Annotated in this window: 22 protein-coding genes; 7 read left to right on the top strand and 15 right to left on the bottom strand. The window is 65.8% G+C overall.

Features of this window, described 5'->3' with window-relative positions:
• Together VFV09_14440 and VFV09_14435 are read left to right on the top strand one after the other, a co-directional pair.
• The coding region (locus VFV09_14440; protein HEU4868908.1) for a L,D-transpeptidase family protein at positions 1-803 on the top strand (803 nt) is incomplete at its 5' end.
• Positions 804-881: 78 nt separating this feature from the next.
• A complete protein-coding gene (locus VFV09_14435; GenBank protein ID HEU4868907.1) occupies positions 882-1,118 on the top strand; it encodes a hypothetical protein in 237 nt (78 codons plus the stop codon).
• Here VFV09_14435 and VFV09_14430 read toward each other — a convergent pair.
• Both VFV09_14430 and VFV09_14425 read right to left on the bottom strand, forming a co-directional pair.
• Positions 1,115-2,518, bottom strand: coding sequence for a PH domain-containing protein (locus VFV09_14430; GenBank protein HEU4868906.1), 1,404 nt, complete (start codon positions 2,516-2,518; stop codon positions 1,115-1,117). The two genes, VFV09_14435 and VFV09_14430, sit on opposite strands and share 4 nt — an antisense overlap.
• Positions 2,519-2,537: 19 nt before the next feature.
• Positions 2,538-2,975: a PH domain-containing protein gene (locus VFV09_14425; protein ID HEU4868905.1), complete on the bottom strand. Its 438-nt coding sequence runs from the start codon at positions 2,973-2,975 to the stop codon at positions 2,538-2,540.
• Positions 2,976-3,048: 73 nt separating this feature from the next.
• On the opposite strand from VFV09_14425, the gene VFV09_14420 reads away from it, so the two are divergent.
• Both VFV09_14420 and VFV09_14415 read left to right on the top strand, forming a co-directional pair.
• Complete coding sequence (locus VFV09_14420; protein HEU4868904.1) at positions 3,049-3,522, top strand: EVE domain-containing protein; 474 nt, start codon at positions 3,049-3,051, stop codon at positions 3,520-3,522.
• Positions 3,405-3,959, top strand: a complete 555-nt coding sequence (locus VFV09_14415; GenBank protein ID HEU4868903.1) for a DUF3052 domain-containing protein — start codon at positions 3,405-3,407, stop codon at positions 3,957-3,959. Before VFV09_14420 ends, VFV09_14415 begins: the two co-directional genes overlap by 118 nt.
• Before the next feature lie 4 nt (positions 3,960-3,963).
• On the opposite strand, the gene VFV09_14410 is transcribed toward VFV09_14415, so the two are convergent.
• The 5 genes from VFV09_14410 to VFV09_14390 form a co-directional block, all read right to left on the bottom strand.
• Positions 3,964-4,314, bottom strand: coding sequence for a hypothetical protein (locus VFV09_14410; protein HEU4868902.1), 351 nt, complete (start codon positions 4,312-4,314; stop codon positions 3,964-3,966).
• A gap of 142 nt (positions 4,315-4,456) precedes the next feature.
• Positions 4,457-6,310: a transketolase gene (locus tag VFV09_14405; protein ID HEU4868901.1), complete on the bottom strand. Its 1,854-nt coding sequence runs from the start codon at positions 6,308-6,310 to the stop codon at positions 4,457-4,459.
• A 147-nt stretch (positions 6,311-6,457) separates the two neighbouring features.
• A complete protein-coding gene (locus VFV09_14400) occupies positions 6,458-6,613 on the bottom strand; it encodes a hypothetical protein (GenBank protein HEU4868900.1) in 156 nt (51 codons plus the stop codon).
• 172 nt (positions 6,614-6,785) lie between these two features.
• Positions 6,786-7,328: a GNAT family N-acetyltransferase gene (locus tag VFV09_14395; protein ID HEU4868899.1), complete on the bottom strand. Its 543-nt coding sequence runs from the start codon at positions 7,326-7,328 to the stop codon at positions 6,786-6,788.
• 57 nt (positions 7,329-7,385) lie between these two features.
• Positions 7,386-8,225 carry an aquaporin gene (locus VFV09_14390; GenBank protein HEU4868898.1) on the bottom strand — a complete coding sequence of 280 codons (840 nt, stop codon included), beginning with the start codon at positions 8,223-8,225 and terminating at the stop codon, positions 7,386-7,388.
• 50 nt (positions 8,226-8,275) lie between these two features.
• Here VFV09_14390 and VFV09_14385 point away from each other — a divergent pair, with 50 nt between their 5' ends.
• A complete protein-coding gene (locus tag VFV09_14385; GenBank protein ID HEU4868897.1) occupies positions 8,276-9,376 on the top strand; it encodes a glycosyltransferase family 4 protein in 1,101 nt (366 codons plus the stop codon).
• Here the strand turns inward: VFV09_14385 and VFV09_14380 are convergent.
• Positions 9,373-12,375, bottom strand: a complete 3,003-nt coding sequence (locus tag VFV09_14380; protein HEU4868896.1) for a hypothetical protein — start codon at positions 12,373-12,375, stop codon at positions 9,373-9,375. The two genes, VFV09_14385 and VFV09_14380, sit on opposite strands and share 4 nt — an antisense overlap.
• Before the next feature lie 264 nt (positions 12,376-12,639).
• On the opposite strand from VFV09_14380, the gene VFV09_14375 reads away from it, so the two are divergent.
• Entirely contained in the window at positions 12,640-12,819 is a 180-nt protein-coding gene (locus VFV09_14375) for a hypothetical protein (protein HEU4868895.1), read from the top strand.
• Here the strand turns inward: VFV09_14375 and VFV09_14370 are convergent.
• Positions 12,804-13,187 (bottom strand): RidA family protein, encoded by a 384-nt coding sequence (locus VFV09_14370; GenBank protein HEU4868894.1) that lies wholly within the window; start codon positions 13,185-13,187, stop codon positions 12,804-12,806. The two genes, VFV09_14375 and VFV09_14370, sit on opposite strands and share 16 nt — an antisense overlap.
• 187 nt (positions 13,188-13,374) lie before the next feature.
• On the opposite strand from VFV09_14370, the gene VFV09_14365 reads away from it, so the two are divergent.
• Positions 13,375-13,530 (top strand): DUF5679 domain-containing protein, encoded by a 156-nt coding sequence (locus tag VFV09_14365; GenBank protein HEU4868893.1) that lies wholly within the window; start codon positions 13,375-13,377, stop codon positions 13,528-13,530.
• A gap of 2 nt (positions 13,531-13,532) precedes the next feature.
• On the opposite strand, the gene VFV09_14360 is transcribed toward VFV09_14365, so the two are convergent.
• From VFV09_14360 to prcA, 6 genes are all read right to left on the bottom strand, one after another.
• Positions 13,533-14,474 (bottom strand): WYL domain-containing protein, encoded by a 942-nt coding sequence (locus VFV09_14360; protein HEU4868892.1) that lies wholly within the window; start codon positions 14,472-14,474, stop codon positions 13,533-13,535.
• Positions 14,467-15,429: a WYL domain-containing protein gene (locus VFV09_14355; protein ID HEU4868891.1), complete on the bottom strand. Its 963-nt coding sequence runs from the start codon at positions 15,427-15,429 to the stop codon at positions 14,467-14,469. Before VFV09_14355 ends, VFV09_14360 begins: the two co-directional genes overlap by 8 nt.
• 32 nt (positions 15,430-15,461) lie before the next feature.
• Positions 15,462-16,547 (bottom strand): DUF3866 family protein, encoded by a 1,086-nt coding sequence (locus tag VFV09_14350; GenBank protein HEU4868890.1) that lies wholly within the window; start codon positions 16,545-16,547, stop codon positions 15,462-15,464.
• A 62-nt stretch (positions 16,548-16,609) separates the two neighbouring features.
• A complete protein-coding gene (locus VFV09_14345; protein ID HEU4868889.1) occupies positions 16,610-18,982 on the bottom strand; it encodes a DUF2339 domain-containing protein in 2,373 nt (790 codons plus the stop codon).
• Between the two features lie 48 nt (positions 18,983-19,030).
• Positions 19,031-20,383: a Pup--protein ligase gene (gene pafA, locus VFV09_14340; GenBank protein ID HEU4868888.1), complete on the bottom strand. Its 1,353-nt coding sequence runs from the start codon at positions 20,381-20,383 to the stop codon at positions 19,031-19,033.
• A 171-nt stretch (positions 20,384-20,554) separates the two neighbouring features.
• On the bottom strand, positions 20,555-21,045 hold a 491-nt coding region (prcA, locus tag VFV09_14335), incomplete at its 5' end, for a proteasome subunit alpha (protein HEU4868887.1).

Below are 21,045 nucleotides of genomic sequence, written 5' to 3'. Positions count from 1 at the left end.
CGCCCCCTCCGCCACCCCCGGTTGCGCCGCTCGCCCCCGTGCCGCCGGCCAACCCGTCGGGACCTGAGGTGCTGGCGCTGGAGCAGCGGCTGGCCGACCTCGGGTACCTGGTCGGCAAGGTCGACGGCGTTTGGGACGGCGCGACCAAACACGGGGTCACCGCGTTCCAGAAGGTAGAGAACCTGCCCCGCAACGGCACGGCCGACCCGGTGACCACCACCCGCCTCCAGACCGCCACCAAGCCGGCTCCGGCGTTCACCACTCCTGCGGACCACTTCGAGGTCGACATCCCCCGCCAGGTGGTCTTCATGGTCCGGGGAGGGCAGGTTGCGGCGATCTCGCCGACCGCCACCGGCAACAACAAAAAGTTCACGTCGGAGGGCTACACCCGCCGGGCGATCACACCCAACGGGCGCTTCCAGATCAACTTCAAGCGCAACGGCTGGCGAACGGCCCCGCTGGGCCGCCTATACCGCCCGGCGTACTTCAACGGCGGCATCGCCCTTCACGGGAGCACATCGATTCCAACGGCCCCGGCGTCGCACGGATGTGTGCGCCTGCCGATGCAGTTTGCCGACTACATCCTCGACAACGCTCCGATAGGGATGGTCGTCTACGTCTACGGCGGCCCCACCGGCCCGAACCCCCAGCCGTTCCTGGACGAGCCGCCCCTGCCGGCTCCTCCGCCCCCTGCGCCGGTCCCCGTTCCCATTCCTGTGCCCGAGCCGGTCCCGGTGCCGGTTGAGCCGCCTCCCGCCCTCGAGCCGCCTCCAGGCCTGCTCGACGGCATCATCAACCCCTAAACGACTCTAAGCTCCACCACTGGGTAGGCTGGATTCCCTACGGCATCTACCGGCCGGCACATCGAGGAGGCGGAACAATTGGGTGAAGGCACGTGGCTCGACGTTCAGGAAACCGCGCAGATAGCGTTCGACAACACCAAGGACGACATCGACAACCCGGTGTACGAGGTTGAGCGGGCCTGGAAGAGCGGCTTCAACGCCGGGTACAAACAGGCAATCAAGATCCTCGGCGTCGAACAGCAGGATGCGCTCGACAAGACTCACGACTGGGTTACCGACCAGGCGGCCGGCGGGGGCCCGAGCCTGGGCGGCTAGGCGGCCCTTTCGCTCAACCTGCGGAACCAGGCCGAGGCCTCCGAAGAGTCGAGGTCGGTTGCATCACGATGCGTCCCCGGAATGTGCACCCGGACCGTGGCCAGGCGGAACCACTTCTGGAAGAACGACCAGGTGAGCTGGAGGTGCTGGATATTGGCCTCCGGCACCAATGACGTCTTCTGGACGAACACCCCTCCCCGCACGAGCACGTAGCCGGAGTCCAACGCGTAGCCGCTGCAGCGCCAGGACAGCCAGGTCAGAAGCCAGGCGAGGGGGACCAGCCCGAAGGCGAGGGCGCCCACCCTTCCTGCGAGCACGGTCGCCACAATCCCGGCAGTCAGGCCTACGACCGTCGGAAAGATCCCGTTGCTCGTCAGTGATCTCGGCGGTGGAGCCTTGAGAGCCACGGAGGCAAGCTCGGGAGCGGCATTGAGTATCTCGGTGGCTACGAGCCACGCCTTGGCTCTCGGGGCAAGAGGGAGCAGCACGGTGCTCTCCTGGTTCTCCTGGCCCTCCGAGCTGTAGCCCGCGACCACCACCGACAGGCTCGCCAGCCCGAACGGGCGCCGTATGAAGTTTTCGTTGACCGAGATCGACTGCACCCGGTGAAGCGGGATCTGGGCCCTTCTCTTCTCCAGCAGGCCCCTGGTGATCACCAGGCGGTCCTCCTCCATCCGGACGGTGAACTCCCAGTAGATGAGGATCGTCAGAGCGATGCTCAGTAGCAGCGAGGCGGCAACCACAATCGCAACCAGCACCGAGATGATCGCCACCAGGGAGGCCCCCGGGAGCAGTCTTTCGGCGATTCCGGTGACCCTGTCGACCGAGTCCTCTCCGATGTACTCCTGGGAGTAACCGATGAGGGCTGCCAGGACCGCCACCCGGCCGCCGGTGATCCCGGCGATCAGCAGGTCCTTGCCGGTCAGCTGTGCCAGGACCGGGGACTCCGCCGGCTTATCGACCGATTCGGCAGATTCGACCTGCCCGCCCGAAGCCCACCGGCGGATCCGCTCCGCCTCCTCGGGGGCCAGAGCCACCAACGCCGCCTCGGTCTGCTTGCCGCCGACCGCCTCGATGCGAAGCTCGACAACGCCGAACGCCCGGTGGCGCAACTTTTGGACCACGTCGACGCTCTGGACCCGCTCCCTGGGAATTACCCGCCTCCACCGGCTGAACAGGCCGCCCTGGACGATCAGCGTGTTGCCCTGAATGTCGTAGCGGAACCTCGAGTACCGGATTGCAGGGGCAATCAACATGAGCAGCCCCGCACCAGCTACGAAGGGGATGGCCGCGGGTCCGGCGAAAAAGACCGGGAGGATTCCGAGGATGCCCTTGCCTACGTCGTAGAGGAACCAGATCGGCACGGCCGAGGGCTTGAGCTTTAGCCCCTCGGCGGCCACCTCCTCGGGAGGCGGTAGGTCAGACGCTGGGTGCGCCGGCAACTTTGGAGAGGTCCTCTCGTATGGTTTCGGCGGTTGCCCGGTCCAGCCCCGGGATGCTTGCTGCTTTGCCGGCAGCGGTGTAGACGATGACCTGGGTGAGCGTGAACGCCCGGTCGAGGGGACCCTGCCGGGACTCGACGAACTGGATGCGGTCGAACGGCACCAGGGTCTCGATGTGCCAGATGGCGCCCTTCGACGTGTAGAGGTCGTGCTCCCGGATGGCGTAACGCCAGCGCCGGTAGGCGAGACGGGGGACCACGGCGGCCGGCGTGAGCACCAGCAGAACCGCTGCCCCCACGAGGAGGGTGGGAAGGTCCAGAAGGATCCCCGGCACGCCGACCGCTATCGCCAGCGGCACCGTCACCAGCAGGGCGACGACCTGCCAGAGTTTACGTACGTTCGGGTGCAGCGGCATGGGTTCCACTCGCTGAGGTTATCCCAGCTTTCTCGTTGTAGGGTCGAACGAAAGAACTTGAGGAAGGGGAGCCATGCCGAGCTACTGGATTGCCGTAAGCGGGGAAGCCAACTTTGCCAAGACCAGGGAGCTGAACTTCGAGCTCCAGGGCTTCAAAACCCGCCAGCGGCGCAAGGCCGAACGCATGGCCGACGGCGACAAGCTTGTCTGGTACATCACGAAAGAAATGGCGTTCGCCGGGTACGCCACCATCACCGGCACCTACTTCGAGGACCACGACCCCATCTGGGAGGGAAAAAAAAGCGCCGCGGCTGGAAAACCATCGGAGGACTATCCCTGGCGGGTGCCGATCCGCGCCGAGCTCGTCCTGGACCGCGACGACTGGATCGACGTGGAGGGCATCGCCCGGCAGATGACCTACGTCTCCAAATGGCCAGCCGAGCACTGGCGCCTGGCGTTCCAGGGCAACCTCCACGACATCCCCGAGGAGGACTTCGAGCGCATCAAGGCGGCGCTCGAGGAGACGGCGGCGAAAGCGAAGGCCTAACCACGGCGACGACCCAGAAGAAGACCGACTACTCCGGCACGCCGCTCCACAAAAAGCTCGGCATCAAAGAGGAGTCGCTGGTCCTGCTGGTCTCAGCCCCGACCGGGTTCCACAACCTCCTTGGCCCGCTGCCGGAGGGGGCTGAGATCGTCCAGGGCCCGGGGGACCCCCTGGACGTGGTTCTGCTGTTCGTCACGCAGCAGGAGGACCTTCAGGGCCGCTTCGACGAGCTTGCGGAGATGCTCACCTCCGCCGGAGGCCTGTGGGTGGCCTGGCCGAAGAAGTCCTCGAAGATCGGCACCGACCTGGGTTTCGAAGCGGTCCAGGGGATCGGCCTGGCATCCGGCATGGTGGACAACAAGTCCTGCGCGATCGACGCCGACTGGCAGGGCCTGCGGTTCGTCTACCGCAAGAAGGACCGCGGGGCTCGCGATTGAACGGTCAGTCTGCCGGCTGAAGGATTATCGGATCGGTCTCAATTACGGAACGGTCCATGGAGTTGCCGACATAGTTGAACGTCAAGGCGACGGCAAGGATGGTGTTAAGGGCAAGGCTGAGGCCCCCAATGGCGATGCCAGCCCAGGCCGAAGGCGGGCGGTGGCCGGGGACCCCGACCGGCTTGCTCATCAGTCCCAGGCTGACGGCGCCCACCGCGACCAGCAGCTGAACCACGGTCACTATCAGAAGGAGGGCGGCGGGCGGCTTCGAACCCGCCAGCCAAATCAGAGGTCCTGCGGGCATGCCGAACAGGGCCATGATTCCGAGCACCAGCGAGATCGTCCCGGAAGGCACTCTCCGTCGGGTCGTTGCCGGAACTGCACCTGCCATGTTGGCTCCGTTTCTGGTAATGATCTCCAAGACCATAGGTGCATCCGGGACCGGTTGCAACAAAAACGCCCCTCCGAAGAGGGGCGTTTTCGAGAACCGTCGATACTCAGGCCAGAAGCTCCCGGACCGCCTTGGCGATGTGCTCGCCGTCGATCTTGGCTGCCTTCAGCAGCTCCATCGGCTCGCCGGAACCCGGCATCTCCCGCACCGCCAGGTGCTTGAGCGTGAAGTCGGTGAAACCGAGCTTGGCGAACGCCATGAGGACAGCGTCGGCGATGCCGCCCTCTTCCCAGTGGTCTTCGGCCACAACCAGCTTGCCGCCGGTTGCCTTTACGGCTGCGGCGATCCCCTCGCCGTCGATGGGTTTGACCGAGTAGGCGTCGACCAGGCGGACGTTGATGCCTTCGCCCGCCAGTTCGTCGGCTGCCTTGACCGCCTCATGAGCGGTGATGCCGGCGCCCACGATCGTCACCTGGTCGCTGTCCGAGGAGCGGTACACCTTGCTGCCGCCGATGGGGAAGGTCTCATCCGGCCCGTACAGCAGGCCGGTCTTCTCCCGGGTGGTCCGCATGTAGCTGATGCCGTCCAGATCGGCCATGGCCGCCACGAGCTGCGCAGTCTGGTTGGCGTCGGAGGGGTACAGAACGGTGCTTCCGAAGACCGCACGCATCATGGCCAGGTCCTCGAGGGCCATCTGCGACGGCCCGTCGGCGCCGATCGACACGCCGGCGTGCGACCCCGACAGGCACATGTTCGCCTGGGAGATGGCCGCCATCCGGATGAAGTCGTAGGCACGGGTGAGGAAAGCGGCGAAGGTCGAGGCGAAGGGACGAAGTCCCACCACCTGCATGCCGACCGCCGACGCCACCATCTGCTGCTCGGCGATGTACATCTCGAAGAAGCGGTCGGCGTGGTCGACCTTGAAGTCCTCGGAGTACGTGGAGTTGGACACCTCGGCGTCCAGGACCACCACATCCCCGCGTGCGTCACCCAGGGCCGCCAGCGTCTCGCCGTACGCCTTGCGGGTGGCGAGGGCATCCGTGTACTTCTTCAGCTGAACCGGCTCATTCTTGAGCTGGGGGGCGGTCCACTCACGGGGAGGCTGGACCTCAAAGGTGCGGGAGGGCTCGTCGCCGATCTCGGCCAGAGCCTCGGCAGCCTGCTCGGCGTTGAGGGGCTTGCCGTGCCATCCGGCCTGGTCGGCCATGAACGAGATGCCCTGGCCCTTCTTGGTCTTGGCGACGATTGCCGTGGGCATGCCGTCGTTGAGCGCCTCGGTCATCGCAGCGTCGATCTCCTCGAGGTTGTGACCGTCGACCACAATGGCGTTCCAGCCGAACGCCTCGATGCGGCGCTTGTAGGTCTCCATGTCCCACTCGAGTTCGGTCGGGCCGCGCTGGCCCAGCCGGTTGACGTCGATGATGGCGGTGATGTTGTCGAGCTTCTCGAAGCCGGCCCGGGCGAAGCCCTCCCAGATGGAGCCCTCGGCGCTCTCGCTGTCCCCGACAACCGTCCACACGTGGTACGGAGCGCCCAGGGGGCGCTTGGCGGCCATGGCGACGCCCACCGCAATCGGAAGGCCCTGGCCCAGCGACCCGGTGGCCACGTCGACCCACGGGATGATCGGGGTGGGGTGGCCCTGGAGGCGGCTGCCGAACTTGCGGTTGGTGAGCAGCTCTGCGTCGTCGATGGCGCCTGCTGCGCGGAACAGGGCGTAGATCAGCGGTGAGGCGTGGCCCTTGGAGAAGATCAGGTGGTCGCCGGCAGGGTTGTCCGGGTCGTCGAAGCTGTAGCGCAAATGCCCTGCAAGCAGAACCGCCATGAGGTCGGCTGCTGAGAGCGAAGAGCTGGGGTGCCCTGAACCTGCAGCGGTCGAGGTGCGGACGATGTCTGCCCGCAACTGGCGCGCAAGATCCTTGTAGAGGTCCAGCTTGGAAACGGATTCAGTTCTCATAGCCATAAGTTAACCCACACTTTACCTTGCCGCGGAGCCTCGTGGAGCCCCTAGCCGACGGGGGACAATAAACAAAAGAGGGAACCGGCACCCGGTTCCCTCTTTTAAGGTCTCAATTCCGGATTGCCGAAACGAAAACCCAAAAAAGAATCGTTACATGTTGTTGGGGCGCTGCCTGATGTTACCGGGACGACCGGTAACCCAGTAGTGCGGCTCCCCTGGACGCCACTTGCCGCCCTTCATCTGCTCTTCGAACGGCATGTGATCGGCGACTTCGCCGATACCGGACTTGTCTCCTTGGTACGCCACTCAGGCCTCCTTTAAAGAACAACCGACTCAAAAACCACGGGCAAGTTGCCCTTAAGAATGTGGTCATACATTAGCTCACGTGGATTCTTTTTGCACTGCAGGCATAACGTACAACCATTGAATGCCGACAATCCAATTTCTGCGGACCCGACAATACCCTTCCAGGCGCATTTTATACATCCACCCACAGGCTCATCTCGATTAAATCTTCGTAGCCGTACGACAACTTTGCGTGCTTGAGGCGGTGTCCTTCGGGCACAAATCCCATCTTCTCGTAGAAGCGGATGGCCCGGAGGTTCTCGGGGACGACGTTCAGGACGAGCTTCTCCACGCCGAAGACCCTGGACCAGTCCTTGGCGCCCTCGATCAGGCCGGCGCCCACGCCCTTGCCCCGGTAGGCCGACTGCACGGACATGCCGATCTCGGCGGTGTGGGCGTAGATGTTGCGGTTGCGGGTGGTGGTCAGCTGACCGACCACCGTCGAGCCTTCGACCGCCACCACCGCGGCCGTCTGATCGCACCAGGCACCGAACCGGAATATCCGGGAAAGCTCCCGCCGGGTGGTGTTGACCGACTCGAGCAGGATGTAGCGATCCTGCTGGGAAACCTGGACCAGCAGGTCGATCCATCCTCGGGCATCGGAGGGCTTCCCGGGGCGGATGGCCACGGTGGCGCCACCCTCGAGGTCGATGATCCTCGGGCTCGGAAGGGACATGACTCGGGGACCGGGACGGCCTTGACGCCTGGTCCGCAAACCTCAGGCGGCCAACCGTTATGCCGGGCTGTCCGAGCTCTCCGCGTCGCCGGCAGCTTCCACCGCTGCCGTTTCCGCTGCTGCGTCCTCCGCGGCCGACTCCTCCGGTGTTGGTGGCAGGAACTCGGGGGCCCGGGGCTCCAGGTCCTCCAGATCCTCGAGAGTGATCTCACTCTCCTCGGTGTCCAAGAAGAACAGCTCGTAGGCGGTGGAGGCGATCAATGCTCCCACGATGGGACCTAGGACCCACACCGGCCAGTTGCCGTCCAGAGAGCCCCCGGTCAGGGCCGGGCCGAACCAGCGGGCGGGGTTCATAGCCGCTCCCGTGGATGACGCACCGACGATGACGTCGAAGGCGACCGTGAGGCCGATTGCCAGCGGAGCGATGATCTTGGGCCCTTTGGGGTCGACGGCAACTCCCCAGATGACGAACACCAGGAAGAAGGTGAGCATCACCTCGATGAGGCCGCCCTGCAGCAGCGAGATGCCCTCACCGAGGGCGGTGGCGCCGGAACCTACCGACTCGACGATCTCGGCCGGAAAAATCTGCTTTACGACCAGGGCAGCCACAAGCCCGCCCAGAACCTGCGCCGCTATGTACCCGCCCAGGTCCTTCAGGGAGAGCCGCTTGGCGATGTAGAACGCAATGCTGACCGCCGGGTTGGCGTGACCGCCCGATATCCTTCCGACGGCGGCGATCGCGACAGCCAGCGCAAGGCCGAAGGCCAGGGCGATGCCCAGGGTCCCGATGGTGCTTTGAAGCCTGGTTACCGTTTCCTGCGTATCGGCTACGATCGCAGCCGTCCCGACGAAGACAAGAAAGAAAGTAGCGATGAACTCGGCGATGTACCTCTTCAAGTAACTTCTCCCTTCCTTGTGTTCGTAAATCGGGTGGCCAGCAGAATCATATGCGCCTTCTAGTAATCACCAACGATTTCCCTCCCAACCCCGGCGGGATAGAGAACTACATCTACTCGCTCGTCCGCCGCTGGCCGCCAACCGACGTGGTGGTGGTCACACGCCGGATGCCGGGCTCGGAGGAGTTCGACGCTGCTCAGGATTTCGAGATCCTGCGAGAACCGGTGGACACCCTTCTTCCGAAGCCGAATCTGGTGCGGCGCCTGATCGCTCTCGCGGCCGACCGTGCGATCGACCTCGTCCACTTCCCCTCCGCCCTCCCGCTCGGCCTGATGGGGCAGGGCCTGGGGCGGCCCTACGGAGTAAGCGTGCACGGGGGAGAGTTCGTCCTGGCCTCCCGCATCCCGGGCGCCCGGAGCGCCCTGAAGGCGGTCTGCGCGAGGGCAGCGGTCCTGCTTCCCGAGTCGTCGTTCGCCGAGTCTCTGGTGAAAAAGCTCCTGGGTCCCGGCGTCAACGTGGCCCGGGTGACCTGCGGCGTGGATGCCGGCCGCTACGGCTCCGCGCAACCGGTCGACCTGGGCGTCGGCGGGCCGGTCGTCGTGTCGGTGAGCCGCCTGGTTCCGCGAAAGGGGGGCCGAACCCTTATCCGTGCGTTCCCAGAGGTGCTCGGGTCGCACCCCGAGGCGCACCTGCTCATCGTAGGAGGAGGGCCGGACTTCGAGCGCCTTGGGAAGATGACCGATGAAGCCGGTCTGCAGCGGTCGGTGACGCTCGCCGGGCCCCAGCCCTGGGATCTGATCCCCTCCTACCTGGCAGCGGCGGACATCTTTGCCCTCCCAACGAGGACGCGCTTTCTGGGTACCGAGACCGAGGGCCTGCCGTTGGTATACGTCGAGGCCGCCGCCGCCGGCCTGCCCCTGATCGGCGCCGACGTCGGGGGCGTCGGGGACGCGGTTCGTCCGGGGGAGACCGGACTGATGGTCGACGGGTCGAATGCCGGTCAGACCGCCGGGGCGATCCTCCGGCTGCTCGACGACCCCGACGAGTCCCGCCGGCTGGGCGCAAACGCCAGGGAGATGGTCTTGCGGGAGTTCAGCTGGGACTCGGTTTACGCCGTCTACCGCGGGGCGCTGGAGGCCGTCCGGCCCTAGCCTCTGGGACGCCTCGAAATGCGGTTCGCCGCCAACTCGCTTCGAGCCACCGCTCCCAGGACTATCAGAGCGAAGGCCAGCGCAAGCCACTCCAGAGATTCGATGCCGGTCCGGACGATCCCACCGGGGGGCGGTGTGCCGGCGGCAGCCGCAGGCACTGGTGTGGGTGACGAGGAAGCCGTCGGAGTCGGCGTGGCAGTGGCGGACGGAGTCGGGGTCGGGGTGGCTGTGGCGGTGGGTGTAGCCGTCGCGGTCGGGGTGGGGCTTGCCGCTACCGGGTCGGTCAGGCGGATCGTGACCGAGTCCGAGTCGGTGGCCGAGTTGCCCTCGTCGTCGACGACCGTTGCGATAACCGTGCTCTCCTGGCGATCCCCGTCCTCGCCGTTGAAGCGCGCGGTGTAGGTGCAGGTGTAGGTCGCACCGGCGGCCAGGGTGACGCCCGTGTCACAGGTTCCCTTGCCGTTCAGGTCGCCGTGGACGTCGTCGCCGAGGGTGGTGAGGACCACCGACTCGCCGCTTCTGTTCTCCACGCTCACCTCGAAGACAAAGTCCCCACCCGGTTCCGGGCGGCTCTCGGGGGAGACCCCTTTTGTGACCCTGATCTGGGGAAGTGCGTCGGTGATCGTGATGGTTGTGGCGGGAGCGCTGTCGGTGACGGTGACCCCGCCGGGACCGGTGGCGGTCACAGTGATCGTGTGGGTTCGGGTCGTGCCGGCGTCGCCGGTGAACTGGACCGTGAACTCACAGGTGACCGACTCGCCCGAAGACAGGACCTGCCCGATCACCGAGTCGCAGGTGTTGGGCTCGGGAAGGGCGGCAATGTTGCCGTAGAAGCTGTCCACTATCGATGTGATGGTGATGTCCACCGGGTTGCTGGTGTTGGTGATGGTCACTCGATAGGTGACGGGCCCCCCCGGCTCGGACTGGGAGGCCGGGATCGGCGTGATATCGATTTGAACCTTGGGGACTTCCGGAGGCACCGGCGCCGTGAGGCTGACCGTGGCGCTGTCCTGCCCGGTTGCCTGATTTGCGGCGATGTCGGATGCGACCACCGTGACGACGTCGGTCTCGGTCGCTCCTTCGGCCCCGGTGAAGGAGCCCTGGAACGAGCAGGTGGCCACGCCGGCCGGGGCCAGGGTGTCCCCGATGAGGTCGTCGCACGTGTTGACGCCGGCCCTGGTGCCGAGGTTCCCGTAGACGCTGTCGTTGATCGAGTTGATCACCAGCGGCACCGTGCTCGAGTTGGTGACCGAGACGTTGAAGGTGAACAGGCCGGTCGGCGCGGGAAGGCTGCCGGGTGTCGCGGTCTTGTCGACGCTGATGGTCGGCAGGGGGCTGACGGTTGCGGTGTGCAGCTCGGCCGGGTCGTTGCATACGCCCGAGACCGGGTTGTTGAGGGCGTCGCCGCTGTAGGAGGCGATGAAGCGGTACTGGCCCGGCGCCGTCGCCACGAACGCAGGCGAGGCCGGGTAGGAGCCGTTGCCGTTGACCGTAGCGGTTGCGGTGTAAACCGGGGCGGCGGCGCAGGTGGTGTCCGTGGGACCGTAGGCGTTGAACGTGATGGTCCCGGTCGGTGCGTTGCCCCCGGCAAGCGTCGCCGTGTCCACGATGTTCTGGCCGACCGACGCGGTCGCAGGGGCGACCTGCGTCGTGATGGTGGGCGTTACCAGGACCGGCTCCGTGCTCACAACCACCGATTCGAGCGGGTCGTTGCAGGCTGTCGTGACAGCGGTGTTGTTGACGTCGCCGCTGTATGCCGCGACCCACCGGTAGGTGCCGGCCGCGACGGGGGTTACAGGGTCCGAGGTGTAGGAGCCGTTGCCGGCAACGGTCTCGACGGGGGCGGCAAAAGGCGCCCCCGCGCAGGTGGCGTCGTCGGGCCCGTAGACGCTGAACGTGATGGTTCCGGTCGGGCTGCTGCCGCCGGCCAGGGTGGCCGTGTCCGTGATCTGCCCGCCCAGCTGCACGTTGGGTGACGCGACCGTGGTAAGGGTGGGCGTCACCGGACCGACGGCTGTGACGACCACCGATTCGAGCGGGTCGTTGCAGGCTGTGGTGACAGCCGTGTTGTTGGCGTCGCCGCTGTACGCGGCGACCCACCGGTAGGTGCCGGCTGCGGGAGGAGTGACCGGATCCGATGTATAGACACCGTTGCCCGCAACCGTCTCGCTGGGCGGGGTAAGCGGCGTCCCGGTGCAGGTGGCGTCGTCGGGTCCGTAGAGGCTGAACGCGATGTTCCCGGTCGGGTTGTTGCCGCCTGCCAGGGTGGCCGTGTCGGTGACCTGGCCCCCGACTTGAACGCCCGGCGACGCGACAGTGGTGAGCGTGGGCGTCACGGGGCCGGCACCCCCGAAGATCGTCGTGACGTCCTCGTTGGTGGTGCTGACCACGGTTCCGTTCAGGTGGGTGCCGGTTGCGCTCGCCAGCTGGACGGTGGCCAGGCCGTCCTCGGCAGGAATTGCATCGTGGTTCGGCGCCTTGAGCACGTCGACCGTGAAGTTGATCTGGCAGTGATCCAGGTCGCTTGCGATGTTGGGGGGAGCCAGGATCACCGGAAGCATGTCCACCGGCTGAAACGACACCTGTCCGGTGGCCGGGTTGATCTCGGTGATGCTGAAGCCGCGCCCTGCGCATGCTGTGCCGGCCGCGCCGGTGCCCGTGGCGCTCAGGTTGAACGTTCCGGGATCGGGGATGGAACCGGCTGCGTCGCAGCCCGGGTCGAAGTTCGAGCAGGACGGTATCAGCGTCAGCTGCCCGACCGTGACCGTGCCCATCTCGTCGGGTGACGAGGAGATGTTCAGAACGGTAAAGGTGGCGGCTAGGCCGGTTTGTCCGACCGTGGCGTTGGTGGGGAAGTTGACTATCACGCCGACGTTCGGGGCCGCCTGTGCGGCGGTGATGGGGACCAGGACCGCCAAAACGAGAAGTGCTGCCAGGGCTCCGTGGCGCCGTCTGCGCCAGACGGATGCTGCGTCCTCCCGAACCCGGCCGGTCCTCAAGAACTGGGACGCGCCTCTACGCCGAGAGCTACCCCTTCCGCCCTGCATGCCCTACCTCCGGCCGGTCCGATCGAGCGAAATTTTCCCGTTCTTATAACGCCTGCCTGCGGAATCTAGCAGAACCAGGCATCAAAATGGCAGACCCCAGACCTAATCAACCCTCTAAATGTGCTCCGGAACCCGACGATTGCCTTACCCTGGACCGACTTAGGCCCACCCAACAAGGAGAACGGGATCTTTCCTAGAACATTCGGGGTCGTGCTGATGATCGTCGGGGCGATCTGGATAGTTCAGGGCGCGGGACTTGCGCCGACCGGCTCCTTTATGGACGGTGAGCGGGTGTGGGCCGTCCTGGGTGCGCTGATGCTCCTCGCCGGCATCGTTTCGGTCGTCGTCCAGCGACGCCGCAACAAGCCGCAGGACCCCGATCAACCTTCGATCTGAGCGATCGCCTCGATCTCGAAAAGGGCGTTCTTCGGCAGGGTCTTGACCGCCACCGTGCTTCGAGCAGGCAGGCTTTCCGAAAAGTAGCCGGCGTAGATCTCGTTCATCGCCGGGAAGTCGTCCATGTCGGCCAGGAAGACAGTGGTCTTGATCACGTTGGAGGGGCCGGTCCCCGCCGCTCGAAGGACTGCGCTCAGGTTGTCCAGCGCCCGGGAAACCTGTGCCCGAAGGCCCTCGGCAAGCTCCATCGTCACCGGGTCGAGGCCCAGCTGCCCAGAGCAGAACAGCAGCCCTGACGAGCCGATCGCCTGGGAGTACGGGCCGATAGCCGCTGGGGCATCGGGAGTGGAAATCACCTGTCTGGCCACTGGTCTTGTCTCCTTCTTCGACGGCAAATTGGGCACCGAGTACACCACAGCACCGGCCGCTCTGCGAGGGCCGCCCGGGTGCCGTTGCGCCTGCATATCCTCAGGCTGTGCCTGAGCCTGTGCTAGCGTGAAAGTTCATTTGTGCGTAAACAGGCGGATAAAGCCTTTACTGAGAGAGGAGCCTCAAATGGCTGAAACGTACGAAGGCTACTGCGTGAAGTGCCGGGAGAAGCGCAAGTTCGAGGGTGAGAAGAAGGATCTGCCGAACGGCCGAAAAGCCGCGCAGGGCCTTTGCCCCACGTGTGGAACCAAGGTCACTCGCATGCTTGGCAAAACGGCTTAGATTCAGCCTTCGCTCGAGGCGTACCGCCGGGCCATCGACGCGGCGGTCGCCTTCAGCTTTTCCTTCAGCGAATCCGGCTCGATGATCCGGGCCTCCGGGCCCAGCCTCAGCAACAGCCTCTCGAGCCAGGCCACCCCTCCAGCCTTCAGGCGGATTCGAATCCACCCGTCGTCGAGGGACTCCTGCGACAGCAGCGGGTAGTAATCGCACACCCAGTTGGCTCGCGGAGCTATGTCCAGCGTCACGGTCAGGGCGTTCTCGCTCTCGAAGTAAACCGAGTCGTACCGGGACAGGTCGAAGTCATCCGGGATCTGTGCAGCGTCCTCCAGCCGGCGGACGCTGCGCATCCGGTCGATGCGAAAGATCCGCTCGTCCTCCACCTTGTGGCAGAACCCAAGCAGGTACCAGCGTCCATCCGACAAAAGCAGCGCCCACGGGTCGACGTCCCGTTCGGTGACCTCGTCCTTGGACTGCGACTGGTAGACCAGGTGGAGTTGCCGCTTGCTCTCCAGCGCCTCCTTAACGATCGCAAGCCCTTCCGGGGCCTCCAGGCCCACGCTCACCCTTTCCAGCGCTCCCGGGGTCAACGCCTTTGAGAGCTGTTCCATCGCCCGCTCCAGCGCCGGGTCCGGCCCTGAGACGGCGGCCAGCGCCTGCCCTCCGGCGTAGAGCATCAGGCCTTCCGCCGGCGTCAGGCGCATCGGGCGGGCAAAGTAGTCGGCCATGCGGATCCACACCTGGTCCCCGTCGATGTAAGCCTCGATCAGATCGCCCGGCCCGTATCCGGGAAGCCCGCACATGAAGAGAAGGTTGAGATCGGCCACCAGCTCGGTGCGGGTGATGTCGAATCGCTCCGACACCTCGTCGACCGTGGCGCCGTTGTTGCGCAGAACGTAGGGCACCAGCAGCAGCAGCCTGCGGAAGCGGTCCTCGAGGTTAGCCACAGATCTCCTCGAGACGTCGCAGGGCCAGGTCCCGCAGCCTCTGCGGCTCCAGCACCTCGGCCCCCTCACCGAACCCCAGCAGCCAGGAGATGAACCCCGAGTCGTCGGTGACCTCGACGACGGCGGTGGCTCCGAGGTCGCCGTCCGGCTCCAGCCTCAGCCACGGCGAGCTGCGCTCCACCCACCACGCCGTGGAGGGGTCGAACCGTACCTTCGCCTTGTCGGGAAGGCTGCCCTGCACGAAGGGCGGCCGCTCCATATAACCCTGCAGGTTGAAGCCTTCCGGAATCTCGAACTCGGGGCCCGGGCGGCTGGGATGGCTAACGTGGACGACTCCCTCGACCCGGTCGAGCCGGAATGACCGGATCTCGTCGCTGCCCTCGTCGCGCCCGACCAGGTACCACTTCCCCCGTCGGTGGGTGAGCCCGAACGGGTCCACGGTGCGGCTGCGGGTGGTTTCCTTGCTTCGGTAGGGGAAGGTGACCCGTTTGCGCTCTGCGACGCTCTCGAGGACGGTGGAGAGGTTGGGGGCGGCCAGGCCCATGTCGGCGGTCAGCCATGACAGGTTTCCCTCGGTTTCCGGCGGCGCCCCCTCGGTCAGCTTCATCAGCGCGCTGCGGGCCGGGCCGGGATCGCTCATTCTGAGAAGCCCGGCGGCCAGCCAGAGGGCGGCCAGCTCATCCGGCTCGAGGTGAAGGTCGGGCAGGTAGTAGCGGTCCTTGGGGATCCGGTAGCCCTGCTCGGTCTCCCAGGCGTCCACGGCAGTCAGCTCCACCGGGATGCCCATCTCCCGCAGCTCTTCCTTGTCGCGCTCGAACATCCGCTTGAAGGTGTCCCAGCTGTCCTGGCCGTAGCCCGGGATCGTGCGGTGGATCTGCTCGGCGGTGACCGGTTGAGCGGTCTCGAGCAGCATCACGATCAGGTTGAGGAGTCTCTCCGACTTACGAACCGGCAATGCCTACCTCCGTGTGCAGCTTGCCGGGGTCGTCAGTCCGTCTGATAGAGGAGCTGGCCTGCAAACAGCCCTGCCGCGCCGGCGGCCTCGAAAAAGGCGGGGTCGTCCTTCAGCGTGCGGCCCATCGAGCTGATCGACTCCAGCCCGTAGTTGTGCAGGGCGGGGATGGTCTCCCAGGCGTCGACGATGCGCACGTCGTGCATCTCGGTCAACCCGTAGTCGATGAGGCCGTTCATGACCTCGGTAAGCTGCTCGACCGGGAGGTCCGGCACGGCCATCGTGCAGCGGGCCAGGGCGCCGAACCTCAGGGCGGTCAGGGTCTGGCGGCTGACCGCATGATGGCGGGGACGGGGGTCGGCAAAGGAGATGCGAAGCGCGGCTACCGGCCGGCCCCCGAGCGAGGCTGCGGCGGAGATTACCTGGCCCTGCTCCATGGCGCTGTGGCCCAGGGAGGTCTGAGTGCCCGTCACGCCGGGGCCCATGGCGACGATGGCTATGTCGGCCGAGGCCACCTCGTTGGCGGTGACCAGGCCGCTGAAGATGTTGACAGCCTCGTAGTCCCCGCCGAAGGAGTGGCCGCAGGTGACGGTTGCGTCGATCAGGCCCTTCTCCTTCAGGTACCGGACCATGTTGCTCTGCACCAGGGGGAGGGACCCTCCGTCGGTCATGACGTAGGCGATTCGAAGATCGGGGTCCAGCTGCTTCAACATCGCTGCGGCGGGGGCGATTTGGGAGTGCAGGCCGCAGGCGACCACCGGCATGCCGTCGAGCGACTCCGCGCTCTCCAGCACCGAATGGTGCTCGCTCTCGGGGGACTCCGCCGCCAGGACGTCGAGCTGGCACGGGCTGTAGCGCATCTTCATGATGTGCCCGCCCGACTTCACGTCGTGCGAGTCGTGCTCCAGGTTCCACAGCACGAAGTCGTGGCCGCCGGTTCCAAGGTTCATGTCGACGGCGGTGGTGTTCAGGACCACCCGGTCGCCGAGTGCCGCCTCCCCGGTGAGGGCGGTGATGTTGCAGGCCTGCCGGATTTCGTCCTCAACTCGGACGCGCACCCTCATCAGACCATCGAGGGTCTCGGTTATCTCGGAGATAACTCCGGTGCGAAAGGTAGGCATCCACCCGATTGTAGTGCGCCCGCCCCCCGGGCGTATCCGGGCGGCCTAAAACCTGCTGCGTGTCAGGCGGCGTTGGCGCTCGAAGCAGCCGGCGGTGTGGGGTCGTCGGGACCAAGAATCAGCGCCCGGAAGCGGTGGTAGCCGAGCGAGCAGAGGAGCAGTACCAGGCCGAGCCCCATGAGTGATGCGATCCGAAGGGGAGTCTCGAGAAGCCAGACATCGGCCAGGACCAGCTTTGCGATGACCAGGCCGAACAGGCTCACCGAGAACAGCCGGGCCCACCTGGCGCGCCGGCCGATGCCGTAGGCGAGGAGCCCTGCGGCGTAGAGGGTCCAGACGGTAGAGAGAGTGAAGGTGAAGGTCGCAAAGCTCCAGTCACCCGTAGGCCGCTGGTAGACGGCCCACAGCTCGCACGAGAGCCAGAGGAGGGCGAGCAGGTTGGCCGAGACGGCGGCTGCGTCGGCCGCCCTACCCTCGTTCACCGAGGAGGCAGTCCGGCGGAGCAGCACTGCGGCGGACCCGAGGATGACGATTTGCAGGACGAAAGCCAGGGCTTCGGTTGAAAGCATCGGGCGAATGGGCTCGTAGGTCGAGCCGAATCCGCTGGCGATCACCGAGATGGCGACGGAAAAGCCGAAGATGCCTCCCGCCAGCGGCCTGGACCATTTGAGCTCGCGATGTAGGCCGAAGAAACCGATGCCCGCGGCGTACACCGCCCAGAATGCACTGATCGTCGAGGGGAACGTCTGAAGGTCCCAGCCCGCCCGGCGGTACTGTGCGGTGATCTCAAAGGAAAGCCAGACCAGGTTGAGCAGCAGGGCGAGGATGGCTACGGTGTCGGCCGCCCTCTGTTCGACCGCGGTCTCGCCCTTGCGGCGAAGCAGCACTGCCGTTCCGCCCAGTGCTGCAACCTGGGTGATGAAAGGCAGTGCGTCCACGGAGAAGATCGGCCGGGGCGGTTCGTAGAGGGCGCCCAGCCCGCTGCCGAGAAGTGAGAGTCCCACGGAGAGGCAGAAAACCACCAGGCCGGCGATGCGCAGCTTCGAAAGCTCCGCCCTGGCCGATGCGAACATGATCAGCACCGCCTCCACCGCCCAGACGGTCGCCAGGATCGACCCCTCGAACTGCAGGGCGACGGCAACGGTGACCGCTCCCACGCCCAGTCCGACGAAGGTGAGCACAGCATTGGTGTCGGTCCGGTGGATCGAGCGCCAGCCAAGCCCCATCCCGGTCAGGAAGAGCCCCAGAAACAAGGCGAAAACCGGCTGACCCTGTTCGGGCACGACCAGCATTCCAAAGGCGAAGTAGACAAGCGCGTTGACGGATCCCAGCACCAGGTCCTCCGGCTGCGCCGGGACCTCGGACTTCAGGTACGTGACGAACAGGGCAGCGGTGAAGATCAGGAAGAACACCGTGCCGAACGCCAGCAACGTCATCCGTTCCGACTGGGTGGTGTCGAAGATGCTTCCGAGAACCAGCAGCCAGGTGGCGGCCATCGCCACGACGGTGAGAGACCGCCACCGCTTGTAGAAGGCGAGACCCAGGATTCCGGCGTTCAGGAACAAAAGGTACAGGTTTAGCGCAGCTATCGAGCCGCGCCCGGTGCTGACGAGGATCGGGTTGAGGAAGCCGCCGAGGGCGGCCATGATTGCCAGGGCCATCGAGTTGTGGCGCACCGCCAGTGCTCCACCAAGTACCACAACCGCAGCCAGGAAGATCAGTGCCAGCGCCGGAGACATCAGGTCGTAGAGCTGGTAGCCGGCCCACACCGACAGGTACATGATCGCAACGCCTCCGCCGGCAACGGCTTGAGCGAAAAGAGGCCAGGTCTTGCGACGCGCCCACTCGCCCCAACCGATGAAGGCGGCGCCGAGAAGCACCCCAATTGCGATGCGGCCGGCAGGGCTGATCAGGTCGCGGTCCACCGCGTACTTGAAGGCGAAGGCCGCCCCGAGAAAGATGGCGAATGCTCCGATGCGGGCAAACCAGCTTCCCAGCATGTTTGCCTCGAACTCGCCGCTGCGGAGCGGGCTGGGCGCCGGAGGCGGAGGCTCGTAGGGAGGAGAGGTGGCTGCGTTCCGAGCGGGGGCAACCGCGGCTGCCGGCGGTGGAGTTGGGACACGAAGGGGAACTTCACGTTTCCGCCGCTTCGGGGGGTTAACAAAGGAAGGTCGAGCCGGGAACGGTGGGGGAGGAGGAGTTGCGGGGGGAGGCTGCTGCCAGAGCTGCTGCGCCGGAGTCGGCGGTGGCGTTGGCGCCGGGCCGACCCTCAGCGATGGAAACACGGGGTTCTGCCGGGGCGCCTGATTCGGCGGGGGAGCGGGTGCCGGACTCTGCTTGGCGGCGGCTTGCTGGACGAGCGCCTTGACCTCATTGAGGCCTTCTTCGATCTTGGCGATGCGGAGTTGGATCTCGCTGAGATCATCCATATCCATGTAAACGACCGCCTCCCCCGCGGCGTTACACCCTTTTTCTGCCGGTCCCTAAAGTGAGGCTATGAGGCGAGCGACGCGGTCGTCAACGCTTTTGAAGGGGTCTTTGCACAGCAGCGTCCGCTGCGCCTGGTCGTTGAGCTTCAGGTGGACCCAGTCGACGGTGAAGTCCCGGCGGCGCCGCTTGGCGGTCTTGATGAACTCTCCCCTGAGTTTCGCCCTGGTGGTTTGGGGCGGCTCCAGCTTGGCGGTGTCGATCTCGGCGTCGGTGACGTAGCGTTCGGCCAGGCCGTTGCGCTCCAGCAGGTAGTAGAGGCCCCTGCGGCGGCTGACGTCGTGGTAGGCAAGGTCCATCAGGGCCAGCTTGGGGTGCCCGAGGCCCAGGCCGTGCTTGGTCCGGTAGTCCTGGAGCATCGTGTACTTCATGACCCAGTCGACTTTGGTGTCCAGCTTGGTGAAGTCGTCCTCCAGCAGCACCAGGCACTCCTCCCAGGCCCGCACGGTCTCCTTCATCTCCGGGTCGTCCCTGCGGTCGACGTAGTCGGCTGCCCGGCTGAGGTACTCCCACTGCAGCTCGATGGCGGAGGCCTCCCGCCCGTTGGCCAGGCGGACCTTGCGACGGCAGGTGATGTCGTGCGAGATCTCGCGTATGGCCCGGATCGGGTTCTCAAGCGAAAGGTCTCGCATGACGATGCCCTCTTCGAGCATCCTCAGCAACACTGCGGTGGTGGCGATCTTGATCCAGGCGGTGTACTCGCTCATCGAGGAGTCCCCGACGATTACGTGAAGGCGGCGGTACTTCTCGGCGTCGGCGTGCGGCTCGTCCCGGGTGTTGATGATCGGCCGGGAGCGGGTGGTCGCCGACGAGACGCCCTCCCAGATGTGCTCGGCCCGCTGGGAGATGCAGTAGCGGGCGCCCCGGGCGGTCTGCAGCACCTTGCCGGCGCCGGTGAAGATCTGGCGGGAGACGAAGAACGGGATCAGGTGCTCGGCTAGCTTTCCGAACTCGCCGTAGCGGCTGACCAGGTAGTTCTCGTGGCAGCCGTAGGAGTTGCCTGCGGAGTCGGTGTTGTTCTTGAACAGGTAGACCTGTCCGGCGATGCCTTCCTCGCGGAGGCGCATCTCGGCGGCGTTCACCAGGGCTTCGAGGATCCGTTCGCCCGCCTTGTCGTGGGCGATCAGCTGGCGGATGTCGTCGCACTCGGGGGTGGCGTACTCGGGGTGGGAGCCGACGTCGAGGTAGAGCCGGGCACCGTTCTCGAGGAAGACGTTGGAGGAGCGGCCCCAGGACACGACCCTCCTGAACAGGTAGCGGGCTACCTCGTCGGGGGAGAGGCGGCGCTGCCCCCGGAAGGTGCAGGTGACGCCGTACTCGTTCTCCAGGCCGAAGATCCTGCGTTCCATCAGGAAGCTTCCGCCGGGAACATGCGATTCAAGCCCGGAAGGTGATGACCATTTCCGCACCCTGCACAGAAGCTGCCATTCAGGCTCACGGAGCAAGTGTAAGGGTATGCGCAACGGTGCGCGCGGCAGGAGGCGGACGGTGCGATGGCGTCGCCGCCGAGTACCCCGCTTTTAGGCGGAGTCGGCCTCTTCGATGGCCGCAGCAACCTCTTTGTTGGTGAGGCGGCTGAACTTGCGGCGCTCCCGGGTGCGGTCGAGGACCGCCACCTCGAGGTTGCCGTTGGGCAGATCCCGGTTTTCGACCTCCCGCAGCGATGCGACACCCAGCCTGACGGCTTCGTTCAGTGCAAGCGCCGGCTTGAAGTTCTTCTCCAGGTAGGCGGAGAGCTCCTCGGACTGACCGCCCATGGCCACCCAGTCGGTCTCGTCGGCGACGCTGCCGTCGTAGAGGATGTGGTACATCTCGTTCGGCTGTCCGGCCTCACCGACGGCGGCCACCAGGATTTCCACCTCGTACGGCTTCATCGCCTCGGTGAAGATCTGGCCGAGGATCTGGGAGTAGGAGTTGGCGAGGCCCCGGGCCGAGACGTCGTCCCGGGAGTACGAGTATCCCCTCACGTCGGCCTGGCGGATGCCGTGCATGCGCAGGCTCTCGAACTCGT

It is taken from the genome of Actinomycetota bacterium, assembly GCA_035759705.1.
GTDB lineage: Bacteria > Actinomycetota > CADDZG01 > JAHWKV01 > JAHWKV01 > JAJCYE01.
This window is presented reverse-complemented; position numbering and strand designations above follow the sequence as displayed.